Origin of the sequence: Variovorax sp. Root473 (genome assembly GCF_001426505.1) — a bacterium.
Lineage (GTDB): Bacteria > Pseudomonadota > Gammaproteobacteria > Burkholderiales > Burkholderiaceae_C > Variovorax.
In genome coordinates, this window is record NZ_LMEV01000001.1 from 183163 (window position 1) to 196766 (window position 13604).

Here is a 13604-nt window from a genome sequence, read left to right on the forward strand (position 1 = left end):
GCGTGTGTTGTTTCAGGGGACCAGCTTCCACTGGCCCTTCTCGAGCTTCACCACGACACGCGAACGCTCGTCCGAGCCGTAGCGGTCGGTCGGCTTGAAGTTGTAGACCGAGTGCGTGCCCACCAGCTCCTTGGTGCTCACGATGGCGTCGCGCAACGCCAGGCGAAACTGCGGCGTGCCGGGCTCGGCCTTGGTGGCGAGCGCGCGCTGGGCGGCGTCCAGGTACACCAGCCAGGCATCGAAGGTGTAGGCCGAGAAGGCGTCGGTCGGCGGTGCGCCGTTGGCCTTCTGGTAGGCCGCGCGGAAGTCCATCGACACCTTGCGGATCGGGTTGTCGCTGGGCAGCTGCTCGGCCACGATCACCGGGCCCGTGGGGGCCAGCAGGCCTTCGACCGAGGCACCACCCACGCGCACGAAGTCGGGGTTGATGAGCGCGTGCATGCCGTAGATCTGGCCCTTGTAGCCGCGCTCCGCGAGCGCCAGGTACGGCAGCGCACCGGGCGTGCCCGAGGTGCCGGTGATCACCGCATCGGGGCGCAGCGCCGCGATCTTCAGCACCTGGCCCGTCACCGACGAGTCGCCGCGCGCATAGCGCTCGTTCGACACGATCTTGATGCCCGCCGGCTCGGCACTCTTTTGCAGCGCGCCGTACACCAGGTCGCCCCAGGCGTCGGAGAAGCCGATGTAGCCGACCGTCTTCACGCCCGACTTCTTCATGCGCTCGACCACCGCGCTCACCATGAGCGGCGCCGGCTGGGGCAGCGTGACCATCCACGCGCCCTCCTCGCCCGGCAGGTTGGCGTTGGCGATGGAGATCAGCGGCGTTTTTGTTTCGCGCGCCACGCCGGCAATGGCCAGCGCACCGGGCGAGCCGGCCGTGCCAATGATGACGTCGACCTTGTCCTCGTCGATCATCTTGCGTGCGTTGCGCGCGGCCGTGGTGGGGTCGGACGCATCGTCCAGCTGCACCAGCTGGATCTTGCGGCCGCCGAGGTCGGCCTTGTACGCCAGCGCGGCTTTCATGCCCTTTTCGTAGGGAATGCCGAGCGACGACACCGGCCCCGACAGCGACGTGATGAAACCGACCTTGAGATCGGCGGCCCAGGCGCCGGTGGCACTCAGCGCGCCGAGGCCCGCGACCAGGGCGGCGAGGGTGCGAATGCGGTTCAGGACTTTCATGGCGGTGCTCCAGAGGTGATGTTTTTGAACGGAACGGAACGAAACGAACGCTGAAAAAACTAGAGGGCAAGGCTGCCGACGCTGGTGCCGCCGCAGACATAAAGAACCTGGCCGGTGACGAAGCTGTTCTCGGGCGCGGCAAAGAAACGCACGGCGCGTGCCACGTCCGTCGATTCGCCCAGGCGCTGGACGGGCACCGAGGCTGCGAGCGCACGCTCCTTCTCGCTGCCGGCCTCTACGACGTCGTAGAACATGTCGGTGCGGATCGGGCCCGGCGCCACCACGTTCACCGTGATGCCGTCGGCCGCGAGTTCGAGCGCCCAGGTGCGCGCCATGCCCAGCATGCCGGCCTTGGTGGCCGAATAGCTGGTGCGCGTGGCCAGGCCCAATGCGGCGCGCGACGACAACAGCACCACGCGGCCGAAGCGCTGCGCACGCATCGCGGGCAGCGCCCCCTGCACGAGCTGGATCGCACAGCCCAGGTGCAGGTCGACCAGTGCATCGAGGTCGTCGAGCTTCACCTCGGGCAGCAGCGCGGCGCGGATCACGCCGGCGTTGTGGACGATCGTGGTCGGTGCGAAGCGCTCGACCAGTTCACGCACGGCCTGGCCGGTGGCGGCGCGGTCGGCCAGGTCGACCTCGAGGCTGTGCATCTTGGGGTGGTCGATCTCGGCCTTGCGGCGCGCGAGCGAGACCACTTCGTAGCCTTGCGCGAGCAGGTCTTCGCAGATGGCCTTGCCGATGCCGGCGCTGCCGCCGGTGACGGCCGCGACCTGGGGGGCGCTCGCACTCATGCCGTGGCTCCCACCAGGGCCAGCACGCGCAGCGGGCTGCCACTGCCCTTCTCGATCTTCAGCGGCGGGCAGATCAGCACCGCGCCCGACGGCGGCAGCAGGTCGAGGTTGCTCAGGCACTGCAGGCCGTAGCGCCCCGCGCCATGCATGTAGTAGTGGCACGGATACGGCGGCCGCAGGTGATAGCCCTGCCCGGCGTCCGTGCCGATGGCTTCGGAGCCGAAGCCCAGCACGTCGCGCTGCTCGACCAGGAAGCGCACGGCCTCGGTGCTCGGGCCAGGCGTGTGCTGGCCCGTTTCATCGAAGTTCTGGTAGGCCTCGGGGTCTGTGCGCTTGGACCAGTCGGTGCGCATGAGCACCCACGCGCCCTTGGGAATGCGGCCGTGCGCGGCCTCGTAGGCCTCGATGTCCTCGAGCGTCAGCAGGTAGTCGGGGTCGTCCTTCACCTGCGGCGAGCAGTCGATCACGCAGGCCGGCGCCACGAAGTGCTGCACGGGAATGGTGTCGACCGAGTTGTTCGGCAGGTCGCGGCCCGAGATCCAGTGGATCGGCGCGTCGAAGTGCGTGCCGGTGTGCTCGCCGCAGGAAAAATTGTTCCAGTACCAGCCCGGGCCGCGCTCGTCGTACTTCGACACTTCCTCGATGCGGAAGGGCCAGCACTGGCCCATCTCGGGCGGCAGCGCGATCTGCGGGAACTCGGGCGTGAGCGTCTGCGTGAGGTCGATCACGCGGATGCGGCCGCTGGCCATCGCGGTCACGAGGCTGCCGAGGACTTCGGCGGCGGACATCAGTTCGTTGGTGGTCGTGGTCATTGTGTGATTCCTCTGCTCAGCCGCCCGCCGCGAGTTCGCGTTCGAGCACCTTGGGGTTGTCGCGCCAGCGCTCCAGCCACTCCTGCGCCACGTCGCCCGGGTACACGTCTTCCACGCCGTCGCGCAGCGCCTTCACGATGGCGTTGGCCAGCGTGGTGGGGGCCAGCTTGGGCGGCGGCGTGTGCTGGTTCCATTCGTCGTCGATGGGGCCTGGGAACACGTTGATCACGCGGATGCCGGCCGGCCGCATCTCGGCGCGCAAACACTGCGCGAGCGAATGCGCCGCGGCCTTCGAGGCGCTGAAGGTGCCGTGCGGTGGGAAGTTGCTCAGCGCGTAGATCGACAGCAGGTTGACCCACGCGGTCGCACCCGTCGCGCCATCGGCCGAACGGCCCTTGAGCGCGGGGCCGAACTCCTGCGCCAGGCGCAGCAGGCCGAAGTAGTTGATGTCCATCTCGGCCTTGGCCACGTCCGTGCCGCGCCGCGCGCCGATGCCAAAGGTGCGGTGCACCTCTGCGTTGTTGATCACGATGTCGACCTTGCCGCCGATGGAGCCAGCCAGCTCGGTCACCTGGCGGCCGTTGGTCAGGTCCAGCGGCACGAGCGTGACCTGCGGCAGCGCCGAGATGTCATCGAGCCCCTCGCCCATCTTCTTCCAGGGCTCGGCGTGGCCGACCCAGACGATGTCGGCGCCGGCCTTCACGAGCGCACGCACGAGGGCCTGCCCCGTTTCGGTCTTGCCGTCGGTCACCAGCACCTTGCGAAACTTCGGGTCGCTGGTCATTTCGCGCAGCATCTTGTCGTCGGCCATGTGGGGACTCCCTTCATTCGGAAAAGCAATGAGAACGGCCTGGCCTGCGCGGTCGAGCCGGGCGCCGACGCGCACACGTTGTGGCGCTTCGCCGACCTCGCCATGCAGGTGGACCATGAGCGTCGGACCGGCATCCAGGTGCACCAGGCCCAGCCGCCAGGGCAGCCGCTCGCGGAAGAACAGGTCGTTGCTGTGGTGCAGCGTGGTGCTGCCGAGCAGCGCGCCCTCGCCGCTCTGCGTGCGCCAGCGCAACGCAGCAGACAGGCACTTGTGGCAGACCTCGCGCGGCGGGTACTGCACCGTGCCGCAGTCCTCGCAGGTCTGCAGCTCGAAGCGACCTTCGGCAGCGGCAGCCGTGAGGCCGAGCGCGACGCGGCCACGCGCGCCGGGCGGCAGGTTCATCTGCCGGGTGCGCAGCACGGGGTTCTTGCGCGGGGGGCGCATCATGGGCATCGTCATGCGGGTCTCCCGAGAATGACGGCGCCTGTACAGAGGCAGCGGTCGTAGGTCACCATGCCGAAGCCGGCGACGAGGCCCAGCTGGGCATTGGGTACGGCGCGGGCACCGGCCTGGTCGGTCAATTGGCGGATCGCCTCGACCATGCCGAGGAAGCCGCCCGCCGCACCGGCCTGCCCGGCGGAGAGCTGGCCGCCGCTGGTGTTGTTCGGAAAGCTGCCGTCGAAGGTCATGGTGTTCGCCTGCACGAAGGCGGAGCCCTCGCCCTTCTCGCAGAAACCCAGGTCTTCGAACTGCATCATCACGATCACCGGGTAGTCGTCGTAGGTCTGCACGAAGTCCAGCTGCGCGGGCTGCATGCCGGCCTGTGCATAGAGATCGTCGCGGTCCTTGCGCCAGCCGCCCTGCACCATCACCGGGTCTTCGGCGTAGGCGTTGTGGCGCTCGATGGCGCCGCGGATCACGACGTGCGCCAGGCCCAGGTCGCGCGCGCGCTCCTCGCTCATCACGAGGAAGGCGTCGGCGCCGGCGCAGGGCATCACGCAATCGAACAGATGGATCGGGTCGGAGATCGGCCGCGCGGCCATGTACTCGTCGAGCGTGAGGCCCTTCTTGAACATGGCGTTCGGGTTGCCCAGCGCGTTGGTGCGCTGGTCGACGCAGATGCGGCCGAAGTCTTCGCGCGTGGCGCCGTAGGTGCGCATGTAGTTGGCGGTGATGAACGCGAAGATCGAGTTCGGCCCGCCCGAGCCGTAGGGGTAGCTGGCGTCGCGCGCGAAGTTGCTGAAGCTGCCCAGCGTCTGGCGGAAGGAGTCGACGTGGTTGGTGTCGGCGCCCACGCAAGCGACGATGTCAGCATCGCCCGCCTGCACGGCGCGCGCCGCGCGGCGCAGGCACATCACGCCGGAGGCGCCGCCGGTGGGCATGTGGTCGAGCCAGCGCGGCGACAGGCCCAGGTGCTGCGTGACGCCCACGGCCGTGTCGGGCGCCAGCGAGAAGCTGCTCAGGCACAGGCCGTCGATCTGTTCCTTGGCCACGCCGCTGGCCTGCACCAGCGCGTCGATGGCCTGGCCGACGAACCAGTGCGCGGTGCGCGTGGAGTAGCGCACATAGGGCACGGTGACGGGCACCGCGACCGCGACGCCATCGTAGGAGAGCCGTCGCTTGGTCATGCCTGCCCCACTTGTCGTTTCTTCATGGAGCGCGTGTCGATGCAATGGCCCTGGCCCGGCAGCGACTGCGCCATCTCGCGCAGCTGGCCGCGCTGGATCTTCTGCGAGGGCGTGAGCGGCAGCGCCTCGACGAAGGCCACGTAGCCCGGCGCCTTGTAGTACGCCAGCTGTGCGAGCGCATGCTGGACGATGCTGGCTGCGACCGCTTCGCGCTGCGACGCATCGCTGTCGTCGCGCAGCACGATGCAGGCCAGCACCTCGTCGCCGCGCACCGCATCGGGCGTGGCGGCCACGGCCGAGGTCTTCACGGCCGGGTGCTGGTTGAGCACGCTCTCGACCTCGACGGCCGAGATGTTCTCGCCGCTGCGGCGGATCACATTCTTCTTGCGGTCGACGAAGAAGAAGTTGCCGTCGGCGTCGCGGCGCACGAGGTCGCCGGTGTGGAACCAGCCGTCGGCCCAGGCTTCGCGCGTGGCTTCTTCGTCCTTCAGGTAGCCGGAGAAGAAGTAGCGACGCGGGTCGGCACCGGCCGAGCGCACCAGCAGTTCGCCGGGCATGTCGGTGCCCACGTCGCTGCCGTCCTCGCCCATGAGGCGGATCTCGACGAAGTCTTCCTGCCGCCCGAAGCAGCTGGTGCCCACGAGGCGCGGCTCGCGGTTGGCCATGATGCAGGCGGCCGCGCCGGTCTCGGTCATGGCCCAGGCCTCGACCAACGGAAAGCCGAAGCGTTCCTCGAAGGGCGCGTGGTTCTTGCGGTCGACACCGGCGCCGAAGCCCCAGCGGATCGCGTGGTCGCGGTCGGCCGCCGACGCAGGGGCCGACAGCAGCATCGCGGGCATCACGCCCAGGTAATGCACGATGGTCGCGCCGCTTTCCTTCGCGCTGGCCAGCCAGCTCTTCGGGTGGAAGCGGTCGAGCTGCACGAGGCAGCCACCGGCCACGAGCACCACCATGGTCGAGAACGCCATCGCGTTCATGTGGTTGAGCGGCAGCGGCGTGATCACGCGCTCGGCGTCGGGACGGATGCTGCACACGCCGTCGAGCGCGGCATACCACTCGCCCGCGCGCAGGAAGTACGCGTTGCTCAGGATGCAGCCCTTGGGTCGGCCCGTGGTGCCCGAGGTGTAGAGCAGGCCGCATTCGGTGTCGGTGCCGACAGGCTCGCCGGCGCGCGGCGCGGCGGTCTTCGCGGGCGGCACGGCATCGTCGGGGCCCATGGTCTCGAAGGCCACGCCGGCCTGCGCGGCGGCGGCCTGCAGGTCGGCGGCGCGCTCGGGCAGCGTCACGGCCAGGCCGATCTCGCTGTGGCCGATGAGGTAGACCAGCTCCGCCGAGCGCATCTCGGCGTTGATCGGCACCACGCTCGCGCCCAGCGCGTTCAGCGCCAGCCAATGGAAGATGAAGGCGGGCCGGTTCTCCAGCAGCAGGCCGACGCGGTGACCGTGGCCGTAGCCAGCCTGTGCGTAGGCGGTGCGCAGCCGCTCGATCTGCGCGGCGGCGTCGTCCCAGCGGATGGCGCCAGCGGCGATGCCGTAGGCGGCAGCGGTCACCGATTCGGTGAAGAGAAATTCGGCCTGCGGTGTGCGCGCGGCGGTGGCGGCGAACACCTGGTGGACAGTGGCGTGGGTCATCGCGTCCCTGTCAGATGAAGAGCTGCACGGCCGGCAGGGCCGCGTCGCAATTGAGCAGGTCGACGCGCTTGAGCGTCATGCGCAGCGCGCCGTCCTGCACCGTGAGGTGGTGGAAGAAGGTGCCGACATAGAACTGCAGTTCGTCGCCCTGCGACTCGGTGTAGTGGAACGAAGTGCGCACTACGAAGCGGTTGGCCTCGCCTTCGAAGGTCTCGACCACGGGCACCTGCAGCAGGTGATGGCAGCGGCTGGGCGGCTGCTGCGAAAACGCGCGCGGGCTCTTCAGGCGCTCGATGCGCAGCTCGCGCAGCAGCTTGTCCTCGTACAGGTGCGAGGTGTGGTTCAAGCCGTCTTCCTGGTCGGGCACGAGCGGAATCCAGTAGAACGCGTCGTCGGTGAAGAGCGCGTTCCACTCTTCGTAGCGACGGGTGTCGAGCAGGCGCGCTTCGTTCACGACGAAGTCGATCAGGTCCTGATGCGTGATCTTGGTGATGTCGACGGCGGCCATTACATGGTCTCCGTCATGCGTTCGACCCAGCTGCGGTACTGGTTGCGCATGGGCAGCTCGTTGGTGCCGCCCGTGGTGATCTCGCCGCCCTTCAGTTCCGATTCGTCGTAGTCGCGGTGCAGGCTCACCCACTCGTTGCCGCTGGCGTGCAGGCCGGCCTGCATGCCGCGGTAGGCCTGCAGGTCGTCGTGGCCCACCACCGAGAACGGCGAGTTGATGAGGCGGTTGTACATGGTGGTGCGCTGCAGCAGCTCGGGCGGCGCGCCCTTGAGGCGGAAGGTCCAGCTCTCGATGAGCGTCTGGTTGGCCGAGATCGGCTTGACCACGCGGATCGCCTGGATCGCGCCCTTGATCGTGAGGTTCGGGTAGTACACGGTGTTGTGCCGCGCCATGCCCAGAATCTGCGCCGTCTTCTCTTCGCCGTAGCGCGCCTTCATGGCGTCGTCATATGCGGGGATCGCCTTGTACTTGCTGTGAATGCTGAAGTGCACGCCCGTGAAGCTGTGGCCGTGGTCGTACGTGCGGATGCCCATGTCTTCGAAGAACTTGTAGTCGGACATGAAGGGCACGAACTGCTCCACCGCCATGGGCTTGGGCTCGTCCTCGGGCTTGTCGGCCCACATGCGCTTGGCGGTGCCGGCCGACGATTCGTGCGCCACCATGGGGTGCATGGTGTCGTTGAGGTTTTCGACGAACATCTTCCAGTTGCACTGGTGCATGAAGCGCAGGCAGCCGCCCGCGATTTCGAGTTCACCCTCGGGCGAGCGGTCGGCCATGTTGTCGATGGAGCTGAGCGAATCGCCGAAGTAGTCGTCGAAGTCGGGGCCCGCGTCGTTGATCTTCACGAAGATGAAGCCGCGGTGGCTGCGCACATGCCTCACGGGCGTGAGGCCCTTGCCCGACTCGCACTCGTGCAGCTGCGTGTGCTCGTAGCCGGTCTTCAGCGGAATGGCCAGCGGCGCGCCGTCGGTCTTGAAGGTCCAGGCGTGGTACGGGCAGCGAAAGAACTTGCCGGTGTTGCCGCAGGGCCCATTGACCAGGCGCGAGCCCTTGTGGGCGCAGCGGTTCATCATGACGCGCACGCTGCCGTCGCTGTGGCGCACGACGATCAGCGGACGGCCCGCGATCTCGTTGGTGATCCAGTCGCCCGACTTCGGCAGCTGGCTCTCGTGGCCGACGTAGTTCCAGGTGTTGGCGAAGAAATGCTCCTGCTCCAGCTCGAAGAGCTCCTGGCTGGTGTACAGGTCGCGGTGCACGCGGTCGTTCTGCACGAGCGCGCGAACGGCATCGGGGTTGTCTCGGTACGAAGGCATGGTTCTCCTGGCTCCTTCCTGGCTGGCTTTTCTCAGAGGTCGAGCACCAGGCGCGCTCCCTTGGCGCGCGAGATGCAGATCTGCATGACGGTGCCTTCCGCCTTCTCGCGGGCGGTGAGCACGTAGTCGCGGTGGTCGATCTCGCCCTCGATCACGGGCACGGCGCACACGCCGCACTCACCGCGCTTGCAGTCGAACATCGGGTCGCAGCCGTGTTCGATGAGGCAGTCGAGGATGCTCTGGCCGACCGGCACGGTGAAGCGCTGGCCCGACTGGGCAAGCTCCACCTCGAAGGGCTGGTCGCCCTCCTCCACGGCGGGTTCGGTGAAGAGCTCGAAGTGCACGCGGTCGTGTTCCCAGCCGCGGGCCTGGGTGCACGCGAGCACGGCGTCGAGCATGATCTTGGGGCCGCAGACGTAGAGGCGGTCGCCGGCGGGCACGGCGTCGAGCAGCGCGTCGATGTCCAGCGGCGCGCCGGCCTCGGCGTCGGCATGCACGCGCAGGTCGTCGCCCAGCAGCGCCTGCAACTCGGGCAGGAAGGCCATCAGGTCGCGGCTGCGGCCGGCGTAGTGCATGCGCACGGCCGCACCTTCGGCGCGGCGCCGCGCTGCCATCGACGCGAGCGGCGTGACGCCGATGCCGCCGGCCACCAGCACCGTGCCGCCCGGGCCGGAGTGCAGCGGAAAGTCGTTCTTCGGCGGCTCGATGGTGAGCGCGCTGCCCTCGGCCAACCCTTCGTGCATGAAGCGCGAGCCGCCGCGGCCTTCGGCCTCCTTGCGCACGGCGATCACGTAGTCGGTCGGGGCGTTGGTGGCGTTGCGCTCGGTCGCGAAGTTGATGAGCGAGTAGTGGCGCCAGTCGGTGGTGCCGTCGGCCAGTGTCACCTGCACGCGGATGTGCGCGCCAGCGGCGAAACCGGGCAGCGCGCGGCCGTCATCGGCACGCAGGCGCAGCAGGCGGATCAGCGGGTTGAGGGCGCGCGCTTCGACGACGCGAAGCTGGAGCGTGAGGGCGGTCATGGTTCGGGTCTCTTCGTCTCTTCAGGCCAGGGCGTGCTGCGCCAGCGCGGCCTGCAGCTTGTGGCCGTGTTCGTCGGCGAGGGCCGCGTCGCGCAGTTCGCGCAGGGTGGCGGGCGCCAGTGCGGCACCCGCACGCTCGAACGCGCGCATCACGGTGTCGTAGTTGCGCAGGCCGCGCTCGTGCGTGTCGCTGTAGCCCTTGACCAGGCGCTGGCACTGGGCGAGCTCGACGGCCAGCGCGGGGTTGCGTGGCGCGGTGGCGGCGATGCGTTGCAGCCACTCTTCGATGCGGCGGTTTTCGTCGGCGTAGCGCATCGTCGAGCGGCGCCAGCCCTTGCAGGCCGCGACCATGCGCAGCATCAGGTAGCCGCGCAGCGAGCTGGTGCGGATCACGCGGCCGTGCTGCGTGAAGCGCTCGACGATCTTCTTCGGCACCGTGGAATGCATGAGCCAGCGGCCGAGGCCGCCGGGCAGCGTCTCGCAGATTTCCTGCAGGCGCGGGTGCATGTACTCGTGGATGGCGAGCAGCTGGCCCGGCTGCACGCCGGCCTCGCCGCGCACGCGCTCGAAGCGGGTGGCGCGGGTCTTCAGGGCGGCGACGCGGGCGGTGTCTTCATAAGACATCCACAGCGCGAGATGGCGTGCGGTTTCGCGCAGCAGGCGGTGGGCGTCGTCGGGCAATTTCGCGACGGCGGCCATGCGGTCGAGGTACAGGCCGGCGTAGGCCAGGTCCTGGTAGTCGATGAGGCGGCGCACGCCTTCGAGCAGGAAGTCTTGCGCGGGCTGCGGAAAGTCGCGCTGCACGCGCTCGACCAGGGCACGCACGGCCGGATGGCGCGGTTGCGGTGCGGGCGTGGCGGCCGGTGCCACCTTGGCGGGTTCGCCGTCGTCGCCGTCCTGGGCGCGATCGAATGCCGCGCCGAAGGCCTTGAGGCTGGGCTTCACGCCCACGCCGCCACGCTCGATGGTGGCCTCGAACTGCGCACGGCCGAAGGGCAGCACGCCCGAGCCGGCGAGCGTCCCGAACAGCACGGCGCTGATCACGCTGCCCGAGGCTTCGGCAGCCTGCGCCATGTCGAAGCGGATGAAGCGCTTGGCGGCGCGCGCGGTGTGCGCGAGCAGCTGGTCGCTGTCGACGCGGCCGTCGCCCATGGCGCTTTTTTCGGCGATGGAGAAGACACGGTGCGTGGAGGCGATAAGCGTGGTGCGGTCCTTCGTGACCAGCCCGCGCTGCACGGCGCGCCCGGCTTCCATGAGCTCGGAGGCGAGCACCACGTCGACGTCGCCCGGCAGCGGCATCAGCGCGAGCACGGGGCGACCGCCGTCGGACCGCGCTTGCGCGTCGGGGTACAGCTCGACGTAGTAGATGGTCGCGCCGGTGCGCTGGGCCACGCCCGGCACCGAGGTGGTCTGGGCGACGTAGCCGTTGGCCTCGCCCATGTCGACGATCCAGTCGGCAAGCACGCCGCCGCCCTCCCCGCCCATGGCGAGGATGGCAATCTTTATCGGGCTCATGGCTCGCCCCCAGTCTTGCTCACTTCGTGTAGCCGCCAACCCCCTACCGGGGGCGATACCAGCGGCCCGGCAAAGCCGGTTCCGCGGTATCCCTTGCAATATGGGGTGGTGTGACTGCGTTGCATCGGGGTCTCTTCAGAAGGCATAGGCGTCACGGCGGCGCGCGTCGCCGCGCTGCAGCCAGCCGATGACGGTGGTGCGCACGCGCTGGCGGAAGCGGTCCCAGGCGGTCGGGTTGCTCACGACCTGGGCCTTGTAGAACGAGGGGCACAGCACGGCGGCGTGCGAGACGTCGCCGCAGTTGCCGCAGCCCACGCAGCTGTCGAGCACGGTGGCGACGGGGTCGATGCGCAGCGGATCGGGGTTGGGCTTGATCGAGAGCGACGGGCAGCCCGACAGGCGGATGCACGAGTGGTCGCCGGTGCAGGTGTCGGCATCGACGCCGAACTTGTCGCGCACCATGCGCTTGCCGTCGGCGATGGCCTTGCGCACCAGCGGCTTCTCGCGCCGCTGCTTGTTGAGCATGCACTCCGATTGGGCGATGAGGACCTTGGGGCCCTTCTTCGTCGTGGTGAGTGCTTCTTTCAGCGCGTCGCGCATGCCGGCGACGTCGTAGGTGCGGCGCATGGTCTTCACCCACTCGACGCCCACGCCGCGCACGGCGCGCTCGATCTCGTGGCCGGTGCTGCGCGTCTTGTTGACGGCGTTCGACGAGAGGATGTCCTGCCCGCCCGTGGCCGAGGTGTAGTTGTTGTCGACGATGATGGTGAGGTTGTCGCTCTTGTTGAAGACTGCGTTGGCCACGCCGCTCGTCAGGCCGTTGTGCCAGAAGCCGCCGTCGCCCATCATCGAGATCGCGCGCTTTCCCGCGGGTGCATTCAGCGCCGAAGCGCCCGCACCGCCGAGGCCGTAGCCCATCGTGGTGTTACCGATGTTGAAAGGCGGCAGGATCGAGAACAGGTGGCAGCCGATGTCGGCGCTCACGTGGTGCGCACCGAGTTCGCGCTCGACCAGCTTCATGGCACTGAAGATGGGGCGCTCGGGGCAGCCGGTGCAGAAGCCCGGTGGGCGCGAATGCACCACGTCGCCAAGCGCGCTCGACGGCTCCGCAGGCTCAGGCGCGGCATCGACGCCGATCGCCGCCACTTCCTTCAGCGGGATCACCTTGCGCACCGGTGCGGGCACAGGCAGCGGCGCGAGGCGCTCGTAGCGCTCGCAGAAGGCGCGCGTGCCCTTGAGCAGCTCGAGCGTCGTGTACTCGCCGGCCACGGGCAGCATGTCCTTGCCATGCAGCGCGGTGGTGGAGCCCGCCTGGCGCAGGATGGTCGCGAGATTCTGCTCGACGAAGTTGGGCTGGCCTTCTTCCACGATGAGCACGGCGCGCTTGCCGTCGCAGAAGCGGATCACCTCGCTCTCGATGACGGGATAGGCCACGTTCATCACGTACAGCGGCACCTGCGTGTTGCCGTACACATCGGCCAGGCCCAGGCGTTCGAGCGCACGCAGCAGCGTGTTGTAGCTGCCGCCCTGCACGATGATGCCGATGTCGTCGGCGTCTTCACAGAAGAACTCGTTGAGCTGGCGCTCCTCGATGAAGCGCACCGCGGCGGGCCAGCGGTCCTTCACCTTCTCCTGCTCGTGCACGAAGCTCGCGGGCGGCAGCACGATGCGGCCAACGTCGCGCTGCGGGTTCTCCAGTGCTTCCTTCAGCGTGAACTTGGCGCGCTTGTTGTCGCCGGCGATGAAGTGGCCGTGCACGTGGCAGGCACGGATGCGCAACTGGAGCATCACGGGCGTGTTGCTGGCCTCGGAGAGCTCGAAGCCCGTCTTCACCGCATCGACGATGCTGGGCAGGTTGGGCCGCGGATCGAGCAGCCAGATCTGCGACTTCATGGCGAACGCATGGCTGCGCTCCTGCATGATCGACGAGCCTTCGCCGTAGTCCTCGCCCACGATGATGAGCGCGCCGCCGGTGACGCCGCCCGAGGCCAGGTTGGCCAATGCATCGGACGCCACGTTGGTGCCCACGGTCGCCTTGAAGGTGACTGCGCCACGCAATGGATAGTTGACGGAGGCGGCCAGCGTGGCGGCGGCGGTGGCTTCGCTCGCGCTGTTCTCGAAGCGGATGCCCTGCTCGGCCAGGATGTCCTGCGCGTCGGCCAGCACGTCCATCAGGTGCGAGATGGGCGCGCCCTGGTAGCCCGCCACATACGACACACCCGACTCCAGCAAGGCCTTGGTGACGGCCAGAATGCCTTCGCCGCGGAAGACATCGCCACCAGAAAGTCGCAGCTTCTTGACCTCTTCGACGAACGAACGCTCAGCCATGGATGTCCTTCTTCTTTCTCGTGGGAGGATGCGGCCCAGGGGGCACATCACGGTTCCTATAATGTT

At 68.5% G+C, this 13604-nt stretch carries 11 protein-coding genes; all 11 read right to left on the reverse strand.

Annotated elements, in window-relative coordinates; translation table 11 throughout:
* Window positions 1-12: 12 nt before the first annotated feature.
* Window positions 13-1179, reverse strand: a complete 1167-nt coding sequence (locus tag ASD34_RS00855; protein ID WP_056571809.1) for an ABC transporter substrate-binding protein — start codon at window positions 1177-1179, stop codon at window positions 13-15.
* A 59-nt stretch (window positions 1180-1238) separates the two neighbouring features.
* Complete coding sequence (locus tag ASD34_RS00860) at window positions 1239-1973, reverse strand: SDR family oxidoreductase (RefSeq protein ID WP_056571813.1); 735 nt, start codon at window positions 1971-1973, stop codon at window positions 1239-1241.
* Complete coding sequence (locus tag ASD34_RS00865) at window positions 1970-2785, reverse strand: cyclase family protein (protein WP_056571816.1); 816 nt, start codon at window positions 2783-2785, stop codon at window positions 1970-1972. The genes ASD34_RS00860 and ASD34_RS00865 overlap by 4 nt, the downstream gene beginning before the upstream one ends.
* A gap of 16 nt (window positions 2786-2801) precedes the next feature.
* On the reverse strand, window positions 2802-4055 hold the full coding sequence (locus tag ASD34_RS00870; protein WP_056571820.1) for an SDR family NAD(P)-dependent oxidoreductase: 1254 nt from the start codon (window positions 4053-4055) through the stop codon (window positions 2802-2804).
* Window positions 4052-5224: a thiolase family protein gene (locus tag ASD34_RS00875; RefSeq protein ID WP_056571822.1), complete on the reverse strand. Its 1173-nt coding sequence runs from the start codon at window positions 5222-5224 to the stop codon at window positions 4052-4054. The genes ASD34_RS00870 and ASD34_RS00875 overlap by 4 nt, the downstream gene beginning before the upstream one ends.
* Complete coding sequence (locus ASD34_RS00880) at window positions 5221-6855, reverse strand: AMP-binding protein (protein ID WP_056571825.1); 1635 nt, start codon at window positions 6853-6855, stop codon at window positions 5221-5223. The genes ASD34_RS00875 and ASD34_RS00880 overlap by 4 nt, the downstream gene beginning before the upstream one ends.
* A gap of 10 nt (window positions 6856-6865) precedes the next feature.
* Window positions 6866-7363, reverse strand: coding sequence for an aromatic-ring-hydroxylating dioxygenase subunit beta (locus ASD34_RS00885; protein ID WP_056571827.1), 498 nt, complete (start codon window positions 7361-7363; stop codon window positions 6866-6868).
* Entirely contained in the window at window positions 7363-8676 is a 1314-nt protein-coding gene (locus ASD34_RS00890) for an aromatic ring-hydroxylating dioxygenase subunit alpha (RefSeq protein ID WP_056571830.1), read from the reverse strand. Before ASD34_RS00890 ends, ASD34_RS00885 begins: the two co-directional genes overlap by 1 nt.
* Before the next feature lie 32 nt (window positions 8677-8708).
* Window positions 8709-9695 (reverse strand): PDR/VanB family oxidoreductase, encoded by a 987-nt coding sequence (locus ASD34_RS00895; RefSeq protein ID WP_056571833.1) that lies wholly within the window; start codon window positions 9693-9695, stop codon window positions 8709-8711.
* A 21-nt stretch (window positions 9696-9716) separates the two neighbouring features.
* Window positions 9717-11249, reverse strand: coding sequence for an indolepyruvate oxidoreductase subunit beta family protein (locus ASD34_RS00900; protein ID WP_268810562.1), 1533 nt, complete (start codon window positions 11247-11249; stop codon window positions 9717-9719).
* 96 nt (window positions 11250-11345) lie between these two features.
* A complete protein-coding gene (locus ASD34_RS00905; RefSeq protein ID WP_056571839.1) occupies window positions 11346-13538 on the reverse strand; it encodes an indolepyruvate ferredoxin oxidoreductase subunit alpha in 2193 nt (730 codons plus the stop codon).
* Window positions 13539-13604: the final 66 nt, after the last annotated feature.

Excerpts from the sequence above, each read along its gene's own strand:
- ASD34_RS00855 (WP_056571809.1), bottom strand. The coding sequence starts at position 1,179 with ATGAAAGTCCTGAACCGCATTCGCACCCTCGCCGCCCTGGTCGCGGGC.
- ASD34_RS00860 (WP_056571813.1), bottom strand. The coding sequence starts at position 1,973 with ATGAGTGCGAGCGCCCCCCAGGTCGCGGCCGTCACCGGCGGCAGCGCC.
- ASD34_RS00865 (WP_056571816.1), bottom strand. The coding sequence starts at position 2,785 with ATGACCACGACCACCAACGAACTGATGTCCGCCGCCGAAGTCCTCGGC.
- ASD34_RS00870 (WP_056571820.1), bottom strand. The coding sequence starts at position 4,055 with ATGACGATGCCCATGATGCGCCCCCCGCGCAAGAACCCCGTGCTGCGC.
- ASD34_RS00875 (WP_056571822.1), bottom strand. The coding sequence starts at position 5,224 with ATGACCAAGCGACGGCTCTCCTACGATGGCGTCGCGGTCGCGGTGCCC.
- ASD34_RS00880 (WP_056571825.1), bottom strand. The coding sequence starts at position 6,855 with ATGACCCACGCCACTGTCCACCAGGTGTTCGCCGCCACCGCCGCGCGC.
- ASD34_RS00885 (WP_056571827.1), bottom strand. The coding sequence starts at position 7,363 with ATGGCCGCCGTCGACATCACCAAGATCACGCATCAGGACCTGATCGAC.
- ASD34_RS00890 (WP_056571830.1), bottom strand. The coding sequence starts at position 8,676 with ATGCCTTCGTACCGAGACAACCCCGATGCCGTTCGCGCGCTCGTGCAG.
- ASD34_RS00895 (WP_056571833.1), bottom strand. The coding sequence starts at position 9,695 with ATGACCGCCCTCACGCTCCAGCTTCGCGTCGTCGAAGCGCGCGCCCTC.
- ASD34_RS00905 (WP_056571839.1), bottom strand. The coding sequence starts at position 13,538 with ATGGCTGAGCGTTCGTTCGTCGAAGAGGTCAAGAAGCTGCGACTTTCT.